Origin of the sequence: Pseudomonas sp. S07E 245, from assembly GCF_019599025.1 — a bacterium.
GTDB lineage: Bacteria > Pseudomonadota > Gammaproteobacteria > Pseudomonadales > Pseudomonadaceae > Aquipseudomonas > Aquipseudomonas shirazensis.
On record NZ_CP080625.1, the window covers coordinates 3292997 to 3315458 of the forward strand.

The following is a 22462-nucleotide window of genomic DNA, read 5'->3' on the forward strand; positions in this document are numbered from 1 at the left end:
CATGGGCTAAGCAGAAGGCAGCCAAGCACCAGCATCGAAATTGCCAACACCTGCTGCCTAGTCATTGATGGCCACGTCCCAGCTGTCCAATGTCGTGCCCAGAATCAAGTCAAGAGCGGTCTGCGCATTCAAATAGGCGACCTGCGCGTCCAGCCGTGCACTCTGTGCGCCGCGCAGATCGCTCTCGAAACTGAGCACCTGAAAGTTGCTCGACAGGCCGAGCGCTAGCTTCTCCTGTTCGATGGCGAGCTTGCGCCGTGACAGATCCAGTGCTCGCCCGGCGATTTGCAACTGGCGCCAACTGACCTGCACTTCGCGCACGCCATCGACAACCTCGCGCTGCAGTTGCTGACGGGCGTCGGCCAGTTGCAAGCGTCGACTATCAACGGCGACTTGGGCCCGTACCAGCCCTTGCCGCCGGCTCAAGTCAGCAATTGGGATTTCCAACTGCAACCCCAGATAGTGTTCCCAGACCTTGCCGGAACTTGGCCGCTCACGGGCCTGGCTGGTAGCACCGATCAACGACAAGTCCCAGCGCTGCTGATCCTTGGCAAGGCGCAGATCGAGGTCTGCTTGCTGATCGGCCAGCAACTGCAGCAGATAGATCGGCTGCAAGGCTTCAGCCTGGGCTAAAGCCCGCCTCGGATCTAGCCCGATCGGCTCGGCTTCCGCCTCTTCGCTAACGCGCAAGGGCGTGTCCAGGTCCAGAGCCAGTGCTTGCAGCAGCGCCAGGCGGCCAGCGTGCAGGTTATTACGACTGCCCTCCAGAGCCAGTTCCTGATTGGCCAGCTCTGCTTCGGCCTGAACAATCTCGAACGCGGCCATGCGCCCGGCGTCAATCAGCTCGCGGTTGACGGCAATCAGCTGGCTGGCCCGTTGCCGTGCATCATCGGTGATGTTTAGTTGTTCCTGCGCACGTAACAAGTCGCGATACAAGCCAATGATGCTGGTGATGGTGTGTGACACTTGATCTTTGAGGGCCAGTCGATTGGCCTGCTCAGCCAGTTCCGCCTGATGCAACGGTGCCATGGCTATGTCACGCCCTGCACCTCTGAGCAGCGGCTGGATCAGCATAAGGTTAGCGCCGTCACGATAACGCGGCCCAGCTGCATTGCCCCGAGTCTGGCCGTAGGCCCAGTCGAGACTCACGCGGGTGCCGTAAGCCGTCAGCACACTCGCGCTGGGCGTTAACTCCGCCTGGCGATAGCGATCGTCCTGATTGCGGTTGGCCTGATACTGCGCCTTGAAGGAAAGTTGTGGCGCGTAGCGGTCAGCTGCAACGCGCAGCTCGAACTTGTCAGCAATGCGCTGCAAGTAAGCACTGCGAATACTGCGGTTGTCGCGCAAGGCCAAGGCAATCGCGTCGCTCAGACTCAACACCAGCTCGTCACGAGCTGTAACCGCCTTGGCCGAAACCGCCCCGGGGATGATCTGGCCAGGCGAGCGCAAGGCGGCTGCGGTGATACCAGGCAGCAGGCACAGCAGCAGGCAGCAGCGCATCATCCGGTCATTCATCACGCAGCGCTGCCACGGGTTGCAGACGCGCAGCAGCCAGCGCCGGCTGCAGGCCGAAGAACACCCCGATCAGCAGCGCACTGACCACGCCCAGCGGTATCGACCAGGGATCAAGGGCAAAATCCCAGCCCGACAGCCAAGCGAACAACCAGGCGGCCAGTACCCCAACCATCGAACCAAGCACAGCCCCGCCACTTGCCAGAATCACCGCCTCGAGCAGAAACAACCAAGCGATATCCACAGGCCGTGCGCCGAGCGCCATGCGTACGCCGATCTCACGCCGCCGCTCGATGACGCTCATCAGCATTACATTCATGACGCCTACGCCGCCAACCAGCAGTGCGATAGCGCCCAGGCCTGCCAACAACCAGCTGAACAGACGCGCCTGGCTGGCCATGCCATCAAGCAACTGCTGGGGTACCTGCACTTCGACTTCAGCGCCGGGCAGTTGCATGCGCAGATCACCGGCCAATTCATCAGCAGCAACGCGCACGCTTTGTGAATCGCGCGCCAGCGCCACTACCGCGCTGATCTGCGGTGCCGATGACAAGCGGCGCATGGCTTGCAGCGGTATCAGCAAGCCGTCATCGACCGCCACTGGCAGCAACGGGTTGTAGCCAATCGGAGCAAGGATGCCGATCACTTCGAACAGATAGCGACCCAGCTGCAACTGGTCGCCCACGCACGCCTGCAGTTGCTGCGCAGCGATCGCCCCCAGCAGCAGGTAAGGGCTGTGGGCGTCATGCTCTGACAACAACCGTCCCTGGTCGGCGGTCAGGTCGAGAACAGTGGCTAACGCCGGTGTACTGCCTGTGACCATGAGCGCTTCAGTGATAGCGCCCAGACGCACCTCGACCGGCGCCATCGCCAGCGGCGCTGCGCTGATCAGCAGTGGTGAAACCGCTGACAGCTGCGGCGGCTGAACCGTCATCGCCGGGGTCTCGCTATCACGCTGCAAAGTGGCGACCAGCAACTCGCTGCCCATGCCTTGAAATAACTGCCGAGATTGCAAGGCGGCGCTATGGCCGACATTGAGCAACGCCACCACTGCGGCGCAGCCCACCGCAATGCCCAACAAGCCCAGCCAGGCGCGACGCCCCATCGTGCCCAGGTTTGCTATCGATTCGGCCAGCCGCTGAGAAGCGCTCGGCCCGTAATGTTCAGCGAGCATCGCCGACCTGCCCTGCCCACACGTTCAAGCAGCGCTGCATGTGGCTGGCCATCGCGGGATCATGAGTGACCAGCAACAGCGTCACACCGCGCTCACGATTGAGCGCTTTCAATAGCTCAAGCACATCTGCCGCCGCTTCGCCATCAAGGTTGCCGGTGGGCTCATCGGCGAGTAACAACTGCGGCTCGCCGACCAACGCGCGGGCGATCGCGACGCGTTGACGCTGGCCGCCGGAAAGCTCGGCTGGCCGATGGCTCATGCGCGCCCCCAACCCGACCGACTGCAGCTGCCGTCGCGCGGCGCATCTGGCCCGCAGCACAGGCATGCCGCGATAAAAAAGCGGCAAGGCAACGTTGTCCAGCACAGTCAAGCGCGGCAGCAAGTGGAAGCTTTGGAAGACGAAGCCGATGCTGCGGTTACGCATCATTGCCCGTTGCGCACCGCTGGCACCGGTCATGTTCTCACCACCGATCAGCACACGGCCATGACAGGGTTCATCGAGCAGACCGATCAGGTTAAGCAGCGTGCTTTTGCCAGAGCCTGACGGGCCAACGATGGCGCAGGATTGACCATGAGCGATCGACAGCGAGACATCACCAAGGATCACCTCGCCGCCGAGTGAATGGTGGACGTGTTCAAGCGAGATGGCGGGACTCATGAGGGACTTGCCTCGTTGCCAAGACCTTTGGCGCTGCCCTCGTCGCCGGCCGCATCCTCGCGTTCATTAGCGGGTTTCCATTCGTTGGCCAACATATCAAGAAGAGACGTATTGAATTCTGGCCAGTCAACTTCCTGCACGTCCAGCTGAAGCATGATTTCCACTTCGTAATTGCCGTAACGTGACTCCTCTATTGGTGGCAGCGCCTTGTAATATGCCAAGATCTCCTTAAGACCTTCGGTACTTTTTCCTCTCTGCTGATACTCATCCCACATTTTCCCAACCACAGACTTTGACCATTCACTGTACTGCCGACCTGACTCAATCATCGCCGCCTGACGTTCATTAGTCGTGAACGAACCTCCTTCGTCATAGGCAATAACACTCAACTGCTGTGCACTCATGCCAAAGAATGGGTTCTCACTTCGACCATTGATAAAATCCGTCGCTTGCCGGGCACTTGCAAGCCACTGAGGGTCATCGCTGCCAGGTAATTCTGCTTCATGTTTTGCTTTGTTGAGATCGTAACTTGCGCCATACACTTTTTCTCTGATGGATGCAGCCAGAGCGGTTAGTTCCTTACGGCTTAATTGACTGTCACGAGCACTTGCGCGTTGTTCAGCTGCACTCAGCCTCTGAGCAAGGGATGATAGGGTTTCCTGGCTGTTTTCGCTGACAACCACACCATTTACAGGTGAGCTTTGATCACCAGTATTGCGTGCGGAAACTCGTACCTCACTGGCGCTATTCAGGGTGAATTCATTATTCTTTATTTGCATCATGCACCTGTTCATTTCGAGCGCCCGCCTTGGATTAAGCGCACGCCCAGATCATGTGCAACCCACTCGTTACACCTGAGCGGGCGGCGCTGTTGGGTAAAACGCTACTTCATCACGAACTCAACTCGCCATGAGTAATTAGCAGCAGTAGCAGTAATGATCGCCGTACAGGTGGCTCCCCCAGACGGGGTGGCCGTTTTGGTCCATTCCGGCTTTTTTATTCCCCCGGGCAACACCCGCATCTGAAACGTGGTGCCGAAAGCACACGTCTTCTGACCGATCGTGTATCGCACCATAGCCGCGTTCACGTCAGGACTAATTACTCGCTGTACCGTAAAGTTATTGCTAGCCCCAGCAGGGACTTCTTCAGCGGGCTTTGGCTTGGCAGCCAAGTAAGTGCTGGACTCATTGGAAGTAACTATTTTCAGGGTCGCTTTCGCCGACCCCATGCTTTTGAATGTTACCTCTACAGGCGGCCCAGCATGCGCCAGCCCCACAGAGGACAGGGATACAGCGCCCATGATGCCTACCATCAGATTTCTCATATTGACTCTTCCCTATTGGGCAGCTCCGTGGATCGGATCTGCTGGGTGGCAGCGCGCACCCTTCATCGGATGGGCGCTGCTCACTGGCTGCTGAAGGTGACTTCTGATCCAAGGCTGCCCACGACGCTCCATCGTTCCAGGCCAGCACCTGCAGCTCATCCATCATCTCTAACGGCACCCAGCCTCAAACCCTTAAGGTTCGTAAGGTCTTGCTCTGTTACGGCATGTGAGCCCCATTGCAGAGCACCGCGTGATAGACGGGGCGGAGCGGCATTAAACGCCAAACATCAGGCGCCAAATAATCGACAAGCCAAGCTCGACGCCGCCGCGCCAGCAGACCGTTCGTAATTTTTTGACGAATTTTGCAATTATTTTTCCGGTGATGGCATATAACCATCCCGCTGGGTTTTCACCCTTTATATACCGGGGTGAAACCGTCGCGTGCTATCACCATGCAACTATGCGCACTTAGATAAATATTTAGAAATCTTTCACTTCGTCAGTTTCGGTTCAGGAACTTTGCCCCCAAGGTGCCCCTCATAGGACCCGTAACGAATCTTCATCGCTGCATGTGAGAGATGACTTACAGATGACAAGCGGCAGGTACCTACTACCCGGCCGAAGAACTTAGGCAGACGCCACGGTAACCACCAAGCGCGCTGCCAGCTGAAGGAGATGCAAGCCCCTTAAACGTCCTAGTGGTTGATTTCAAAGGATTTATCCACTTGAAAGAACAAGCACAGCAGTTCGCCACGTAGCGCGCTGCAGTAAAGACGGCTGCATTTCAGGGCACGTTTTTTAATGATCAGTCTTTGACTGCCTACTTAGAGTGCACACCGTTGTGCACTCCGGATTTATTCATGCCTGCGTTCGGTGAAGTGTGCACTCGCCTTGGCAAAGTGCGCCCGAATTAATGCTGGTTAATCAAACCGGCCGGCACTTCCGTGGAAGAGTCGGCGTGATAAACACTTGAGGTGAAAGCGATGCGTATCAGCATTTTTGGTTTGGGTTATGTGGGTGCAGTGTGTGCAGGCTGCCTGTCGGCACGGGGCCATGAAGTGATTGGTGTGGATGTGTCGCAGACCAAGATCGACCTGATCAACAAGGGCAAGTCGCCCATCGTCGAGCCGGGCCTTGAGCAACTGCTGCAACAGGGCATCGCCAATGGCCGTCTGCGTGGCACCACGGACTTCGCCGAGGCCATCCGCGCCAGCGACGTGTCGATGATCTGCGTCGGCACGCCGAGCAAGAAAAACGGCGACCTGGGCATTGAGTACATCGAATCGGTTTGCCGCGAAATCGGTTACGTGCTGCGTGACAAAGCCAGCCGCCACACCATCGTGGTGCGCAGCACCGTGCTGCCTGGCACCGTCAAGAACGTGGTCATCCCGATCCTGGAAGACTGCTCGGGGAAAAAGGCCGGCGTCGACTTCGGTGTCGCGGTCAACCCTGAATTCCTGCGTGAAAGCACCGCGATCAAGGACTACGACCAGCCACCGATGACTGTCATCGGCGAGTTCGACACCGCCAGCGGCGACGTCCTGCAAGCGCTGTACGAAGAGCTCGATGCGCCGGTGATCCGCAAGGACATCGCCGTTGCCGAAATGATCAAGTACACCTGCAACGTGTGGCACGCGACCAAGGTCACCTTCGCCAACGAGATCGGCAACATCGCCAAGGCGGTCGGCGTCGATGGCCGCGAAGTGATGGACGTGGTCTGCCAGGACACCGTGCTCAACCTGTCGCAGTACTACATGCGCCCAGGCTTCGCCTTCGGCGGCTCGTGCCTGCCCAAGGACGTGCGCGCCCTCACCTACCGCGCTGCCAGCCTCGACGTACGTGCCCCGCTGCTCGACTCGCTGATGCGCAGCAACGAATCGCAGGTGCAGAACGCCTTCGACATCATCGAGAGCCACGACAAACGCAAGATCGCCCTGCTCGGCCTGAGCTTCAAGGCCGGCACCGACGACCTGCGCGAGAGCCCGCTGGTGGAACTGGCTGAGCGCCTGATTGGTAAAGGCTACCAGCTCAACATCTACGACCAGAACGTTGAGTACGCCCGTGTCCACGGCGCCAACAAAGAGTACATCGAGTCGAAGATCCCCCACGTCTCGTCGCTGCTCAACGCCAACTTCGAGCAAGTCATCAACGACGCCGAAATCATCATCCTCGGCAACCGTGACGAGCAGTTCCGCGCCCTTGCCCAGCAAGCGCCGGCCGGCAAGCAAGTGATCGACCTGGTTGGCTTCATGAGCAAGCCCACCTGCAGCACCAGCCGCACCGAAGGCATCTGCTGGTAAGCCAGCCTGACGCGGGGCCGCAAGGCCCCGCTCTCTACTGAATTTCGTGACGGATGCCGAACATGCATAGGTTCCAGACAGTACTGATGCAGTGCGCCGGATGGCTGCTCTACATGAGCTTGCTCATGTTGATCGCCCTGGCCCTGCCCAGCGACATCTTCGATTCCGAGTCGAAGCATTTCATCTTCCTGGTCGGTGCGGTCGGCATCTGGCGTTACTCGATGGGCGCCACCCATTTCATCCGCGGCATGATCTTCCTGTATGGCGTCTATCCGTACCTGCGCAACAAGGTACGCAAGCTGGGCAACGACGCCGCGCCATCGCATGTGTACCTGATGGTCACCAGCTTTCGCATCGATGCGCTGACCACCGCGCAGGTGTACAGCTCGGTGATTCGCGAAGCGATCAACTGCGGCTACCCGACCACCGTGGTCTGCTCGTTGGTGGAAAAGTGCGATGAGCTGTTGGTGAAAAGCCTGTGGGCCAAATACAACCCACCAGAGCACGTCACCCTCGATTTCGTGCGTATTGCCGGTACCGGCAAGCGCGATGGCCTGGCCTTCGGCTTCCGTGCCATCTCGCGGATGATGCCCGACCAGCATGCCGTAGTGGCCGTGATCGACGGCGACACCGTGCTCGGCGACGGCATCGTGCGCAAGACCGTACCCTGGTTCAAGCTGTACCCCAATGTCGGTGGCCTGACCACCAACGAATTCTGCGAAGTGCGCGGCGGCTACATCATGAGCGAGTGGCACAAGCTGCGCTTCGCCCAGCGCCACATCAACATGTGCTCGATGGCCCTGTCCAAGCGCGTACTGACCATGACCGGGCGCATGTCGATGTTCCGCGCCAGCGTGGTGACCAACCCCGAGTTCATCGCCGATGTCGAAAGCGACTCACTGATGCACTGGCGCCTGGGCCGCTTCAAGTTCCTTACCGGTGACGACAAGTCGAGCTGGTTCAGCCTGATGCGCCTTGGCTACGACACCTTCTACGTACCGGACGCGGCGATCAACACGGTCGAGCACCCGCCGGAAAAGAGCTTCCTCAAGGCCAGCCGCAAACTGATGTACCGCTGGTACGGCAACAACCTGCGGCAGAACTCGCGCGCCCTTGGCTTGGGCCTGAAGCGCCTCGGCCCGTTCACCAGCCTGGTGCTGTTCGACCAGCGTGTGTCGATGTGGACCAGCCTGCTCGGGCTGACTGTGGCGGTGATCGCCAGCCTGAAATTCGGCATGGCATACCTGCTGGTGTACCTGCTGTGGATCGGCATCACCCGGCTGATCCTGACGATCATGCTGCTGTGCTCGGGGCACAAGGTAGGCCCGGCCTATCCCGTGATCCTTTATTACAACCAGATCGTCGGCGCGATGATGAAGATCTACGTGTTCTTCCGCCTCGACAAGCAGTCCTGGACGCGTCAGCCGACTGCCCTCAAGCGTGACCTTGCCAGCTTTCAACAATGGTTCAACACCTGGTCCTCGCGGACCATGACCTTCTCGGCGGCCAGCATCTTCGTTGCTGTGCTGTTCATGGTCGTGTGAGCCCCTCCGGATCAGAACTAACAGGAACTTGAAATCGCCATGAATAACGCCGTCAACGTCAATGTCGTGCATGAGTCCGAAGCCCAGCGCCAACACGCCCGGGTGCGTATCCCCGCCAAGCTGCGTTTTGTGGACGGCAACCGTGAGCCGCAAGAGGCCAAGGTCGATGACCTGTCTGCTGGCGGCCTGTCCTTCCAGGCCAAGCGCGCACTGCCGATCGGCGAAGTGATCCGCGGTCGCCTGCAGTTCGTGGTCGACAACCTCGGCCTGTCGATGGACATCGAGTTTTTGGTGCGCACCAGCGACGCCGCCACCGGCCGTACCGGTGCGGAGTTCCAGAACCTCGAGCCACGTGACATCGCCACCCTGCGCCACATCATCACCTCGCACCTGTCGGGCGAGTTGATCACTGCCGGTGACGTGCTCAGTACCCTGCAACGCGACAACTTCACCAAGGCGCGCAAGCAGAAGGACGGCGGCTCGGGTCTGAGCGCGTTTGGCCGCCTGCGTGCCGTGACCGTGACCCTGGGCGTGTTCGTGGTCGGTATCGCCGCCTTTTGTTTTGTCGCCAAGTCGCTGTATGGCATGTACTTCGTCAGCCACGCCGAAGCCGGTGTGGTCGCCGTGCCGACCACCACCGTGACCATGCCCCGCGACGGCACCGTCAAGAGCCTGGTCGAAAGCGGCGGGCAAGTGGTCAAGGGCGCGCCACTGGCAAGCTTCAGCACCAGCATGCTGGACATGCTCAAAGGCCACCTGGACGACTCGCAGCTGGAGCCGGCCAAGGTCGAGGAACTGTTCGGCAAGCAACTCGCCGGTACCCTTACCAGCCCGTGTGATTGCGTCGTCGCCGAGCAACTGGTGGATGACGACCAGTACGCCAGCAAAGGCCAGCCGATCTTCCACCTGGTACCGCGCACCACCAACCCGATGATCGAGGCGCGCTTCAGCTACCGCCAGTTCGACGAGGTAAAGCCGGGCACCAAGGTTAACTTCCAGATCGCCGGTGAAGACGAAGTGCGCACTGGCCAGATCGTCAGCAGCGCAAGCCTCAACAGCGAAGACCTGGCCTCCGACATCCGCGTGCAGATCAAACCCGACGGTGCCTTGCCCGCCGAACTGGCCGGTCGCCCGGCAGCGGTCAACAGCGATCGCGGCCCTTCGCTGGATTGGCTGATCAGCAAAGCTGCGGCCCGTGGGCTGTAAGAGGATCTGACCATGAGCCTGTTCAACCTACCCATGGCGTCGCCCGGCGCGCGCCCAGCCACCTGGTGCTCACTGGCGATCGCCATTGCCCTGAGTGGCTGCGCCGGCCTGCCCGATCAGCGCCTGGCCAACGAAGCGCTCAAGCGTGGCGACACCGCCACTGCCGAGCGCAACTACAAGGCCTTGGCTGATCTCGGCTACAGCGATGCGCAGGTCGGCCTGGCCGATATTCAGGTGGCCACGCGCGACCCTGCGCAGCTGCAGCAGGCCGAAGCCACCTACCGCGCCGCCGCCAGCACCTCGTCGCGGGCCCAGGCCCGCCTTGGCCGCCTGCTGGTAGCCAAACCGGACAGCACCCAGGCCGAGCGCGAAGAGGCCGAAAGCCTGCTCAAGCGCGCCGCCGCCCAGGGCGAAAGCAACACCCTGATCCCGCTGGCGATGCTATATCTGCAATACCCGCAGAGCTTCCCCAAGGTCAACGCGCAGCAACAGATCGAACAATGGCGCGCTGCCGGCAACCCGGAAGCGGGCCTGGCGCAGATCCTCCTCTACCGCACCCAGGGCAGCTACGATCAGCACCTGGATGATGTCGAGCGCATCTGCAAAACCGCCCTGAACAGCACCGACATCTGCTATGTCGAGCTGGCCACCGTCTACCAGAAACGCAACCAGGCCGAGCAACGCACTGCCCTGCTTGAGCAGCTCAAGTCGGCCTATGCCCGCGGTAGCGTACCGGCCAGCCGGGTCGACAGCGTGGCGCGGGTACTGGCTGATCGCAGCCTGGGCCAGACCGACGAGAAAACCGCCAAGGACCTGCTCGAGCAGGTTGCCCCGGCCAACCCGGCCTCCTGGGTCAGCCTGGCGCAGTTGCTGTATGACTTCCCCGAGCTGGGCGACACCGACCAGTTGCTGGCTTACATCGACAAAGGCCGCGCCGCCGAACAGCCGCGTGCCGAGCTGCTGCTGGGCCGCCTGTACTACGAAGGCAAGACCCTGCCAGCCGATGCGGCCAAAGCCGAAACTCATCTGCAAGCCGCCGCTGCTGCCGGCGAAATCAGCGCCCATTACTACCTCGGCCAGTTGTACCGCCGTGGTTACCTCGGCCAGGTCGAGCCGCAAAAGGCGGTCGATCACCTGCTCAACGCCGCCCGCGGCGGTCAGCTCAGCGCCGACTATGCGCTGGCTCAGCTGTACAGCGAAGGCCACGGCATCCGCCCGAACCCTGGCAATGCCTGGGTATTCGCCAGCCTGGCGCAGGCCAACCCGTCGCAGCAGTCGACCGAACTGCTGCAGCAACTCGATCAGCAACTGACGCCTGAGCAGCGCAGCCAGGCCCAGCGCCTGCTTGCGCAAGAGCAGCAGGCGCGCGGCAGCATGGCCAAAGCCGGCAACAGCATGATGGCCATCGAAGCCCTGCAAGACGATGAAGACGCCGAGGATTCCTCCCTATGACGCTCAACCCCTTCGTGAAGGCCGGGATCGGCCTGAGCTTCGCCCTGCTCTGGTCGTGCCCGACCTTGGCCGATATCACCGCCGAGAAGAACTTCGGCCTCGACGTGAAAATCACCGGCCAGTCGGAAGACGACCGCGACCTCGGCACCCGCTCCGGCGGTGATGTGCAAGGCCTGGGTCTGGACCTGCGCCCTTGGGTCTACGGCGAGCGTGGCAACTGGAGCGCCTTTGCCATGGGCCAGGCGGTCGCGGCCACCGACACCATCGAGACCGACACCCTGCGCCAGTCCGACGATGGCAGCACCGTCGACACCGCTGCCGACGGCCGCAAAGCCGACAAAAGCTACCTGGCCATGCGCGAGTTCTGGGTCGGCTACAGCGGCTTCACCGCCTACCCCGGCGAGCAACTGCGGCTCGGCCGCCAGCGCCTGCGCAACGACGACGGCATGTGGCGTGACAGCAACATCGAAGCGCTCAACTGGACCTTCGACACCACCCTGCTGCGGGCCAACCTGGGCATGGCCCAGCGCTTCAGCGAATACCGCACCGACCTCACCGAGCTGGCTCCGGAAGACAAGGACCGCACCCATTTCTACGGCGACGTTGCCACGCAGTGGACCCCCGGTCACTGGGTTGGCCTGCGCGCGCACCACACCCATGACAGCGGCAGCCTGAAAAACACTGGCGAGAGCCTTGATGGCCTCGACAAGCGCCGCACCGGCGACCTGACCTGGCTGGGCCTGGAAGCCAACAGCGATGCCTACAACTGGCGCAACCAGCACACCGTCAACTACTGGGGCAGCCTGACCTGGCTGACCGGTGACCGCGACAAGCTCAACAGCGAGCTGGTCGGCAACGAGCAAGTCGCCACCGGCAGGCAGAGCGGCGACGTCAATGCCTGGGCCACCGATCTCGGTATCCGCCTGCGCCTCGACCCGCAATGGCAAGTCGGCGCGGCCTATGCCCGTGGCAGCGGTGGCGGCGGCAGCAAGGGTTCGAACAACTACGAGCAGACCGGCCTTGAGAGCAATCGCTCCAGCTTCACCGGCACCCGCTCGCGGGTGCACCGCTTCGGCGAAGCCTTCCGCGGTGAGCTGGGCAACCTGCAGGCAGCCACCCTGTTCGCCTCCTGGCAGCTGCGCGACGACTACGACGCCAGCTTGATCTACCACAAGTTCTGGCGCGTCAACGGCCAGCAGAACATCGGCTCCAGCGGCATCAATGCGGTGGTCGATGACGAAGGCGTCAACCGCCCACTGGTCAACGGCGAGAAGGACCTGGGCCAGGAGATGGACGTGGTCGTCACCAAGTACTTCAAGCAAGGCCTGCTGCCAGCATCGCTGAGCCAGTCGATCGACGAACCGTCGGCGCTGGTACGCCTGCGTGCTGGCGTGTTCAAGCCTGGCGATGCCTACGGCAAAGAGGCCGACTCGTACATGCACCGCGCCTTTGTCGACGTGATCTGGCGTTTCTGACGTGCGCCGAGGACTGGATATGAACCTGCAACCCAAGCTTCGCTACAGCCTGCTTGCCAGCGCCCTGCTGCTGGCCGCAGGCGTGGCTCAGGCCGCCGAGCCAGGCACGGCCAAGGGCCTGCAGCAGGCCAAGACCTACACCGTGACCAGCGCGCCAGTCGAGCCGCTGCACATGGAGCCGCCCAAGCTGCCTGATCTGACTGGCTACACCGCGCAAGCGGTGCAAGCCAAGATCGATCGCAGCCGCAAGGGCAAGGTCAGCGTGCGCCGCATGCTTCAGGAAGAATCGCTCAAGGAATTCATAGGCGGCGACAACAAGGCCGCCGAGTGGGTCCAGCGCCAGCAGGGTATCCCCCAGGCGATCTTTGTCGACGACGGCCATGTCGACCTGACCGAGCTGAGCAAGCAAGTGCCCAAGCAGTACCTGAGTGAAGTGTCGCCGGGCGTGTATCTGGCACGCTTGCCGATCGTGGTCGGGCAGAAGGGCGCGCTGGAAATCAACGGCAAGGTCAAAGAGCTGCGTCTGTCGCAGGAGCGCGGCGCGTTTCTGGTCAACGACGGCAAGCTGTTCGTCAGCGACACCCAGGTCACCGGCTGGCGCGAGAAGGACAACGGCCCGGCCAGCTTCCGCTCGCCCAAGGAGTTCCGCCCGTTCCTGCTGTCGTGGGGCGGCACCGAGACCTACATCGTCAACAGCAAGATGGCCAGCTTTGGCTACTCCCAGTCCAAGTCGTACGGCGTGAGCATCTCGCAGTACACGCCGAACATGGCGAAAAAAATGGGCCGCGCCGAACCGACCGGCTGGATCATCGGTTCCGAATTCAGTGACATGTGGTACGGCTTCTACTGCTACGAGACCAGCGACTTCGTGGTCAAGGACAGCACCTACCGCGACAACATCGTCTACGGCATCGACCCGCACGACCGTTCGCACCGCCTGATCATCGCCGGCAACACCGTGCATGGCACCAAGAAAAAGCACGGCATCATCGTTTCGCGTGAGGTCAACGACAGCTGGATCTTCAACAACAAGAGCTACGACAACAAGCTCTCCGGGGTGGTGATCGACCGTAACAGCGTCAACAACCTGATTGCCTACAACGAGATCTACCGCAACCACACTGACGGCATCACCGTGTACGAAAGCGGTGACAACCTGATCTGGGGCAACAAGGTCATCAACAACCGTCGCCACGGCATCCGCGTGCGCAACAGCGTCAACATTCGCCTTTACGAGAACATCGCCATGGCCAACGGCCTGGTCGGTGTTTACGGGCACATCAAGGACCTGTCCGACACCGACCGCGACATCGCCCTCGACCCGTTCGACGCCAAGGTTTCGCTGATCGTGGTCGGCGGCGAGTTGACCGCCAATGGCTCCGGCCCCTTGTCGATCGACTCGCCGCTGTCGGTCGAGCTGTACAAGGTGGCCATGCTCGCCCCGCGCAAAGCCAGCGGCATCAGCCTCAATGGCGTGCTCGGCGAGCGCCAGGACGAAATCCTCGACCTGCTGGTGCGCCAGCAGAAGGCTGTGCTGATCGACCCGGTCGAACGCCAGACCGAAATGATCGATTAAGGAATGCTGACCATGACCACTGCACCTTTGATGAAACTGCTCGGCCTGACTGCCGCCCTGCTGGCGATCAGCCAGGGCGTGCGCGCCGAACAGGTCCAGGCGCCGAGCTTCACTGCCGAGCCATGCTGCCAGCTGTGCCCGGAAGCGCACGACGCCAGCCGCTACACCACCCGCTACCAGCAGAACTTCACCACCCTGGTGCAGGCGCAGGGCGACTGGTTGTTCCGTACTCGCGAAGACCTGCGCACCGAGTTCAGCACCAGCGCTGCCGGCTACCAGCGCCTGCAGCAGGTGCACGACGCCTTCAAGAAACGCGGCATCGAGCTGGTGATGGTCTATCAGCCAACCCGTGGCCTGGTTAACCGCAACATGCTCAATCCGGCCGACAAGGCCGCGTTCGATTACCAGAAGGCGCTGGGCAACTACCAGGCCATGCTCAAGCGCTTTGCCAAGATGGGCTACACCGTGCCGGACCTGTCGCCACTGACCAACGAGCAGCTGGCGGCAGCCGATCAGGGCAAGGACTTCTACTTCCGCGGCGACCAGCACTGGACGCCGTATGGCGCTGAACGAGCGGCGAAGATCATCGCCAAGAGCGTGCAGCAGATGCCGGCCTTCGCCGACATCCCGCGCAAGGAATTCGAAACCCACAAGTCCGGGCGCATGGGCAAGACCGGCACCCTGCACAACGTCGCCGGCCAGCTCTGCGGCAGCAGCTACGCGGTGCAGTACATGGACCAGTTCGCCACCGAGCCGAAAGGCGCCGCCGGCGACGACGACCTGTTCGGCGACAGCGGCAATGCCGAGATCACCCTGGTCGGCACCAGCCACAGCGGCAAGAACTACAACTTCTCGGGCTTCCTGCAGCAATACATCGGCGCCGACGTGCTCAACGTCGCCTTCCCCGGCGGTGGCCTGGAAGGTGCGATGATCCAGTACCTGGGCAGCGAAGAGTTCAAGACCCACCCGCCGAAGATCCTCATCTGGGAATTCTCGCCGCTGTATCGCCTCGACCAGGAAACCATCTGGCGGCAGATCCTCGGCCTGCTCGACAACGGCTGCGATGACCGCCCTGCACAGATGAGCGCCAGCACCACGCTCAAGCCCGGCACCAACGAAGTCATGGTCAACGGCAAGGGCGGCGTGATCAAGGACCTGGTCAACCGCAACCTGCAGATGGACATCAAGTTCGAAGACACTTCGGTCAAGGTCCTGCAAGCGACCCTGTGGTATCTGAACGGGCGCCACGAGGACATCAAGATCGAAAAACCAGAGACCTCCGACACCGACGGGCGCTTTGTCTTCCAACTGCGTGAAGACGAAGACTGGGCCAGCCAGAACCTGCTCGCGCTGGAGCTGCAAGGCCCGGAACAAGGCACCCAGAAAGTCGAAGCCAAGCTCTGCAAACGCAACAACTTCGCCAGCCCTGCGCACACAGCGCAGGCTGGCCAGTGAGGCGCACATGATCAAGCCACGCACGACCTTCGCCCCTGCCCTGCTCGCCCTGGCCCTGTTTGCCGGCGCTGCGCAGGCCGAGCTGGTACCCCCACAGGGTTACTACGCCGGCATCGAGCAGATGAAAACCACCGACGGCAAGTTCCGCTGTGAACAGGCGCCCAAGCCTTACACCGGCGCCTTGCAGTTTCGCAGCAAGTACGAAGGCTCGGACAAGGCCCGCTCGACGCTCAACCTGCGCTCGGAAAAAGCCTTCCGCGACTCGACCAAAGACATCACCACCCTCGAGCGTGGCGTCAGCAAGATGGTCGGCCAGTACATGCGCGACGGCCGCCCGGCGCAGCTCGATTGCGCGCTTGGCTGGCTGAGCCAGTGGGCGCAGGCCGACGCCTTGCTCTCGACCGATTACAACCACACCGGCAAGTCCATGCGCAAATGGGCCCTGGGCAGCATGAGCGGCTCCTGGCTGCGCTTGAAGTTCTCCAATTCGCAGCCGCTGGCGGCGCACAAAGCCGAAGCCGAAGCCATTGAAAAATGGTTCGCCCGCCTGGCCGAACAGACCGTCAAGGACTGGAGCGACCTGCCGCTGGAGAAGATCAACAACCACAGCTACTGGGCCGCCTGGTCGGTGATGGCTACTGCCGTCGCCACCGACCGCCGCGACCTGTTCGACTGGGCCGTGAAGGAATACCGCGTCGGCGCCAACCAGATCGACGAGCAGGGCTTCTTGCCTAACGAGCTCAAGCGCCGCCAGCGCGCGCTGGCCTACCACAACTACGCTCTGCCGCCGCTGGCGATGATCGCCAGCTTCGCCAAGGTCAATGGGGTCGACTTGCGCAGCGAGAACAACTTTGCCCTGCAGCGCCTCGGCGAAGGGGTGCTGGCCGGTGCCCGTGATCCGCGTCAGTTCGTTGCCCGTACCAGCGTCAAACAGGACATGAAAGACCTCAAGGTCGACAGCAAGTACGCCTGGCTCGAGCCGTGGTGCGCGCTGTACCAGTGCGTTGGCGACACGCTGTCGCGCAAGCATGGCATGCAGCCGTTCGACAGTTTCCGCCTGGGCGGCAACATGACCCGGGTGTATGACCCGAGCGCAGCTGGCAACAAGTAACACTCATCCCTATGGGAGCGGGCTTGCCCGCGAATGAGGCACCGCGTGATGCCAGGCAAAGGCTACGCCTTTGTTCGCGGGCAAGCCCGCTCCCACAGGGTATTAAGTTGCTCCCCGGTCCAGGCTGGGGGGTTTGGGGGGCTGCTGCCCCAGCTACGTACATCCATCAGGAGAACGAGGATGGTCTTCTCGTCAAATGTGTTCCTGTTCCTGTTCCTGCCGATCTTCCTCGGCTTGTACTACTTGAGCGGGCAACGCTATCGCAACCTGCTGCTGCTGGTCGCCAGCTACATCTTCTACGCCTGGTGGCGGGTCGACTTCCTCGCCCTGTTCGCCGGCGTGACCCTGTGGAACTACTGGATCGGCCTCAAAGTCGGCGCCGCAGGCGTGCGCACCAAACCCGCACAGCGCTGGCTGCTGCTCGGCGTAGGTGTCGACCTGGCCATTCTCGGCTACTTCAAGTACGCCAACTTCGGCGTCGACAGCCTCAACGCAATCATCACCTCGTTCGGTTTCGAGCCGTTCATCATCACCCACGTGCTGCTGCCGATCGGCATCTCGTTCTACATCTTCGAGTCGATCAGCTACATCATCGACGTGTACCGCGGTGATACCCCGGCCACCCGCAACTTGATTGACTTCGCCGCGTTCGTGGCGATCTTCCCGCACTTGATTGCCGGCCCGGTGCTGCGCTTCAAGGACCTGGTCGACCAGTTCAACAACCGCACTCACACCCTCGACAAGTTCTCCGAAGGCTGCACCCGCTTCATGCAGGGCTTCATCAAGAAGGTGTTCATCGCCGACACCCTGGCGGTGGTTGCCGATCATTGCTTCGCCCTGGAAAACCCTACCACCGGTGACGCCTGGCTCGGCGCCCTGGCCTACACCGCGCAGCTGTACTTCGACTTCTCCGGCTACAGCGACATGGCCATCGGCCTCGGTTTGATGATGGGCTTTCGCTTCATGGAGAACTTCAAGCAGCCGTACATCAGCCAGTCGATCACCGAGTTCTGGCGGCGCTGGCACATCAGCCTGTCGACCTGGCTGCGCGACTACCTGTACATCACCCTGGGCGGCAACCGCAAAGGCACCTTCAACACCTACCGCAACCTGTTCCTGACCATGTTGCTCGGCGGCCTGTGGCACGGCGCCAACATCACCTACATCCTCTGGGGCGCCTGGCACGGCATCTGGCTCGCGATCGAACGTGCGCTGGGCCTGGACACCAACCCGCAGCGCTTCAACCCGATCAAGTGGGCGTTCACCTTCCTGCTGGTGGTGACCGGCTGGGTGATGTTCCGCTCGGAAAACCTCGACGTGGCCGGGCGCATGTACGCCGCCATGTTCAGCTTCGGCGAATGGCAGCTGTCGGAACTCAACCGCGCCAACCTCACCGGCCTGCAGGTGGCAACCATGTTCATCGCCTACGCAACCCTGGCGTTCTTCGGCCTGCGCGACTTCTACCGCAATGCCAAGCCAACGCCCAAGGCAACCCCGGTACAGATCAACAGCGACGGCTCGATCGGCCTGGACTGGAGCCGGGTCATGGCCCGCGTGCTGGTGCTGCTGTTGTTCGTTGCCTCGGTGCTGAAACTCTCGGCGCAAAGCTATTCGCCATTCCTCTATTTCCAGTTCTGAGGCACGGACGACCATGACCCGGACACTTCGCATCACCTACTCGCTGACCTTCCTTGGCCTGCTCACCGGCCTTGGCGTGTGGTCGCTGAGCGGCGCTTCGAGCTTTCAGCGCACCGAGCAGATGACGGTGCTCAACGGCAAGCTGGCCAAGGCCGCCGAGACCCATTACGACGAGCAGTTCCCGATCAAGCGCCTGAGCACCAACCTGTGGGCTGCACTGGACTACAAGCTGTTCAACGAAGGCCGCCCCGGCGTGGTGCTGGGCCGCGAGCAATGGCTGTTCAGCGACGAAGAGTTCAAACCCACCGCCGGTGCCGACCAGCTGATGCAGGACAACCTGGCGCTGATCCGCGGCGTGCGCGACACCCTGCAACGCCAGGGCGTGCAGCTGGTGCTGGCGATCATCCCGGCCAAGGCGCGGATCTACTCCGAGTACCTCGGCGAAGAGCAGCCGGCCAGCCTGCATGGTGACCTGTACAACCAGTTCCATGCCCAGGCACGCCAGGCCAACGTGTTTGCCCCTGACCTGCAGGCGCCAATGGAGCAAGCCAAAGCCCGCGGCCAGGTATTCCTGCGCACCGACACGCACTGGACCCCGCTGGGCGCCGAAGTCGCCGCGCAGACCGTGGCCGAAGCCGTGTCCCGGCAAAAACTGCTGCAAGCCGAACCCCAGGCCTACGTCACCGACGCTGGCAGCAGTGCGCCGTACAAAGGCGACCTGACCAACTTCCTGCCGCTCGACCCGCTGTTCAGCGAGTTGCTGCCAGCGCCGGACAACCTGCAAAAACGCACTACCCGCCCAGCGGCCGGCAACGCCGACAGCGGTGACGCGCTGTTCGCCGACAGCCAGATCCCGGTGGCGCTGGTTGGCACCAGCTACAGCGCCAACCCGCACTGGAATTTCCTCGGCGCGCTGCAGCAGGCGCTGCACAGCGATGTCGCCAACTACGCCGAAGACGGCCATGGGCCGTTGCTGCCGATGCTCAAGTACCTGCAAAGCGACGCCTTCAAGGATGCCCCGCCGCAAGTGGTGGTGTGGGAGTTCCCGGAACGCTATCTGCCGATGAAAAACGACCTCAGCGGGTTCGACCCGCAGTGGATCGCGCAATTAAAGAACACCCGTAAATCCGAAGAAAACCTGGCCCTGTCGTCCAATCGGACGGAACACTGAAAGAGAGGAACACGCACATGTCCAACAAGCCATCTTTTGCCAAAGTCTTCACCCTCGCTGCGGGCCTGTCGCTGGCCTCGCTGCAAGCCTTCGCCGGCGCCGACGCCGCACTGTACGGCCCAAGCGCACCGAAAGGCTCAAGCTTCGTGCGCCTGTACAACGCCAGCAGCGCACCGGCTGCCGCCAGTGTCGGCAACACCCAGATCAAGCAGGTCGGCGCGCAGTCCAGCAGTGACTTCAGCTTCCTCCCGGGCGGCGACTACAGCGCCCAGGTCGGTGGCAAGTCGGTGCCGGTGAAGCTCGCCTCGGACAAGTATTACACCCTGGTCAACAACGCCAGCGGCAGCCCGCAACTGATCGAAGAGCCACCGTTCAAGAACAAGCAAAAGGCTTTGGTGCGGGTGCAGAACCTCACCGACCAGGCGCTGACCCTGAAAACCGCCGACGGCAAGACCGAAGTGGTCAAGCCGGTAGCGGCCCATGCGCGCGGCGAGCGCGAGATCAATCCGGTCAAGGTCAACCTGGCCCTGTACCAAGGCGACAAGAAAGTCAGCGACATCAAACCTGTCGCGCTGGAACGCGGTGAAGCCGCCGTGCTGTACGTCACCGGCTCCGGCAGCAGCCTGGCCCCGGTGTGGGTAACCCGTCCTGTCTCGACCAACTGATTTCTGCCTCTATCAACCTTTGGAGAAACATCATGATTCCGGTAATCCTTTCTGGTGGTAGCGGTTCGCGTCTGTGGCCTTTGTCGCGTAAACAGTTCCCCAAGCAGTTCCTCGCCCTGACCGGTGAGCACACGCTGTTCCAGCAAACCCTCGAGCGCCTGGTGTTCGACGGCATGCAAGCGCCGATCGTGGTCTGCAACAAGGACCACAAGTTCATCGTCAACGAGCAGCTGACTGCACTGAACCTGCAGACCCAGGCGATCCTGATGGAGCCGTTTGGCCGCAACACCGCGCCGGCCGTGGCCATCACCGCGATGAAACTGGTCAATGAAGGCAGCGACGAGCTGATGCTGGTACTGCCGGCTGACCATGTGATCGATGACCAGAAGGCCCTGCAACGTGCCCTGGCCCTGGCCACCGTGGCGGCCGAGCGTGGCGAGATGGTGCTGTTCGGCGTGCCGGCGACCAAACCGGAAACCGGCTACGGCTACATCCGTTCCAGCCAGGATGCCCTGCTGCCGGAAGGCGTCGCCCGGGTTGCGCAGTTTGTCGAAAAGCCTGACGAAAAACGCGCCACCGAGTTCGTCCGCAGCGGCGGCTACTTCTGGAACAGCGGCATGTTCCTGTTCCGCGCCAGCCGCTTCCTCGAAGAGCTGAAAAAACACGATCCGGATATCTACGACACCTGCCTGCTGGCACTCGAGCGCAGCGAAGAAGACGGCGACTACCTGAGCATCGACGAAGCCACCTTCGCCTGCTGCCCGGACAACTCGATCGACTACGCCGTGATGGAAAAGACCCAGCGCGCCTGCGTGGTGCCACTGACCGCAGGCTGGAGCGACGTCGGCTGCTGGTCGTCGCTGTGGGATGTGCATGAGAAAGACGCCAACGGCAACGTCACCAAAGGCGACGTGGTGGTGCAGGACAGCCACAACTGCATGATCCACGGCAACGGCAAGCTGGTCTCGGTGATCGGTCTTGAGAACATCGTCGTGGTCGAGACCAAGGACGCCATGATGATTGCCCACAAGGACAAGGTCCAGGGCGTCAAGCAGATGGTCAACACCCTCGACAAGCAAGGCCGCAGCGAGACCCAGAACCATCTTGAGGTGTATCGCCCATGGGGCTCGTACGACTCGGTGGACATGGGCGGCCGCTTCCAGGTCAAGCACATCACCGTCAAGCCCGGCGCCAGCCTGTCGCTGCAGATGCACCACCACCGCGCCGAGCATTGGATCGTAGTGTCGGGCACGGCTGAAGTGACCTGTGACGAGAACGTGTTCCTGCTCACCGAAAACCAATCGACCTACATCCCGATCGCCTCGGTGCACCGCTTGCGCAACCCGGGCAAGATCCCGCTGGAAATCATCGAAGTGCAGTCCGGCAGCTACCTGGGTGAAGACGACATCGAACGCTTCGAAGACGTCTACGGCCGCAGCGCCACGCCGATCGAGCGCGGCGTTTCGGTGAAAACCATCGCCCAGTAACCCTTCCAGCCATACACGGTCCGTGTAGGAGCGGCCTTGTGTCGCGAAAGGGCTGCGTAGCGGCCCCGCATTTTCAGCTTCGCCGCTGACATTGCCGGGCCAGCTACGCTGGCCTTTCGCGACACAAGGCCGCTCCTACACGCGACCGCGTCGTCCATGTCGCACCGTTTTTCACCCCCACCACTATTTCAGCTAGGATGTGCAAAACCCGCACACCCAAGGCTTGCCCTTCCCATGATCATCGGCGCTCTGCTCATCCTGACCTGGCTGGTCCTGCTCATTCGCTACCCGGCCAAGGCTCTGCCGATTTCCCTGGCCGCTGTACTCGGCCTCGGTTTGATCGCCCTCTGGGTTGCCTGGCAGGACACCCGCGAATCCAACCAGCTGGCCCGCCTCGACCTGCGCCTGCAATATGCCCCTGAACTGTGCCCAGCCGACCGCAGCCTGCGCGTGAGCATGAAAAACGCCAACAGCGTGCCGCTCACCGAACTGCGCTGGCAGGTCGGCGCCTACGCCCCCGGCGACACGGTCAACCTCGCCGAAAACACCTACAGCAGGCCGCGCTATCGCGGCCCCGGCGACCTGCAGCCAGGCGCCGAGTGGAACGACTGCCTGCCACTGCCGCCGTTGCGCTCCGGCTACCGCGCGCAAACCCTGGAGTTTCGTGCCGAACGCCTGCAGGGCTCGTTTGCCAACTAGCCGCAGGCTGATTTG

The 22462-nt window shown here is 61.8% G+C and carries 17 protein-coding genes; 13 read left to right on the forward strand and 4 right to left on the reverse strand.

Going from position 1 to position 22462, the window contains the following annotated elements; genetic code table 11:
• Positions 1-57: 57 nt before the first annotated feature.
• The 4 genes from K3F44_RS15185 to K3F44_RS15200 are packed head-to-tail and all read right to left on the reverse strand — an operon-like array spanning position 58 to position 4126.
• The gene (locus K3F44_RS15185; RefSeq protein WP_259406997.1) at positions 58-1515 is read right to left on the reverse strand and encodes a TolC family protein; all 1458 of its coding nucleotides are present in this window, start codon (positions 1513-1515) and stop codon (positions 58-60) included.
• Positions 1508-2686, reverse strand: a complete 1179-nt coding sequence (locus K3F44_RS15190; RefSeq protein WP_220632513.1) for an ABC transporter permease — start codon at positions 2684-2686, stop codon at positions 1508-1510. The genes K3F44_RS15185 and K3F44_RS15190 overlap by 8 nt, the downstream gene beginning before the upstream one ends.
• On the reverse strand, positions 2676-3344 hold the full coding sequence (locus K3F44_RS15195; protein ID WP_220632514.1) for an ABC transporter ATP-binding protein: 669 nt from the start codon (positions 3342-3344) through the stop codon (positions 2676-2678). The genes K3F44_RS15190 and K3F44_RS15195 overlap by 11 nt, the downstream gene beginning before the upstream one ends.
• Entirely contained in the window at positions 3341-4126 is a 786-nt protein-coding gene (locus tag K3F44_RS15200; RefSeq protein WP_220632515.1) for a hypothetical protein, read from the reverse strand. Before K3F44_RS15200 ends, K3F44_RS15195 begins: the two co-directional genes overlap by 4 nt.
• Positions 4127-5651: 1525 nt before the next feature.
• Between K3F44_RS15200 and K3F44_RS15205 the strand changes: the two genes are divergently transcribed.
• From K3F44_RS15205 to K3F44_RS15265, 13 genes are all read left to right on the forward strand, one after another.
• Positions 5652-6968: a nucleotide sugar dehydrogenase gene (locus tag K3F44_RS15205; protein WP_220632516.1), complete on the forward strand. Its 1317-nt coding sequence runs from the start codon at positions 5652-5654 to the stop codon at positions 6966-6968.
• 53 nt (positions 6969-7021) lie between these two features.
• On the forward strand, positions 7022-8512 hold the full coding sequence (locus K3F44_RS15210) for a glycosyltransferase family 2 protein (protein WP_409077649.1): 1491 nt from the start codon (positions 7022-7024) through the stop codon (positions 8510-8512).
• Positions 8513-8551: 39 nt separating this feature from the next.
• On the forward strand, positions 8552-9718 hold the full coding sequence (locus tag K3F44_RS15215) for an alginate biosynthesis protein Alg44 (protein WP_220632518.1): 1167 nt from the start codon (positions 8552-8554) through the stop codon (positions 9716-9718).
• A gap of 33 nt (positions 9719-9751) precedes the next feature.
• Complete coding sequence (gene algK, locus K3F44_RS15220; protein ID WP_220634195.1) at positions 9752-11170, forward strand: alginate biosynthesis TPR repeat lipoprotein AlgK; 1419 nt, start codon at positions 9752-9754, stop codon at positions 11168-11170.
• Positions 11167-12645 (forward strand): alginate export family protein, encoded by a 1479-nt coding sequence (locus K3F44_RS15225; RefSeq protein WP_220632519.1) that lies wholly within the window; start codon positions 11167-11169, stop codon positions 12643-12645. Before algK ends, K3F44_RS15225 begins: the two co-directional genes overlap by 4 nt.
• Before the next feature lie 19 nt (positions 12646-12664).
• Positions 12665-14221: a mannuronan 5-epimerase AlgG gene (gene algG, locus K3F44_RS15230; protein ID WP_220632520.1), complete on the forward strand. Its 1557-nt coding sequence runs from the start codon at positions 12665-12667 to the stop codon at positions 14219-14221.
• A gap of 12 nt (positions 14222-14233) precedes the next feature.
• On the forward strand, positions 14234-15676 hold the full coding sequence (locus K3F44_RS15235; protein ID WP_101323103.1) for an alginate O-acetyltransferase: 1443 nt from the start codon (positions 14234-14236) through the stop codon (positions 15674-15676).
• 7 nt (positions 15677-15683) lie between these two features.
• Entirely contained in the window at positions 15684-16787 is a 1104-nt protein-coding gene (locus K3F44_RS15240; RefSeq protein ID WP_220632521.1) for a mannuronate-specific alginate lyase, read from the forward strand.
• Between the two features lie 180 nt (positions 16788-16967).
• On the forward strand, positions 16968-18425 hold the full coding sequence (locus K3F44_RS15245; protein WP_101322048.1) for an MBOAT family protein: 1458 nt from the start codon (positions 16968-16970) through the stop codon (positions 18423-18425).
• A 13-nt stretch (positions 18426-18438) separates the two neighbouring features.
• The gene (locus K3F44_RS15250) at positions 18439-19596 is read left to right on the forward strand and encodes an alginate O-acetyltransferase (protein WP_150570661.1); all 1158 of its coding nucleotides are present in this window, start codon (positions 18439-18441) and stop codon (positions 19594-19596) included.
• Positions 19597-19613: 17 nt separating this feature from the next.
• On the forward strand, positions 19614-20261 hold the full coding sequence (locus tag K3F44_RS15255) for an alginate O-acetyltransferase AlgF (protein ID WP_101322050.1): 648 nt from the start codon (positions 19614-19616) through the stop codon (positions 20259-20261).
• 32 nt (positions 20262-20293) lie between these two features.
• Positions 20294-21748, forward strand: a complete 1455-nt coding sequence (locus K3F44_RS15260; RefSeq protein ID WP_101322051.1) for a mannose-1-phosphate guanylyltransferase/mannose-6-phosphate isomerase — start codon at positions 20294-20296, stop codon at positions 21746-21748.
• Between the two features lie 234 nt (positions 21749-21982).
• Positions 21983-22447 carry a multidrug transporter gene (locus K3F44_RS15265; protein ID WP_150570663.1) on the forward strand — a complete coding sequence of 155 codons (465 nt, stop codon included), beginning with the start codon at positions 21983-21985 and terminating at the stop codon, positions 22445-22447.
• The last annotated feature ends 15 nt before the right edge of the window (positions 22448-22462 follow it).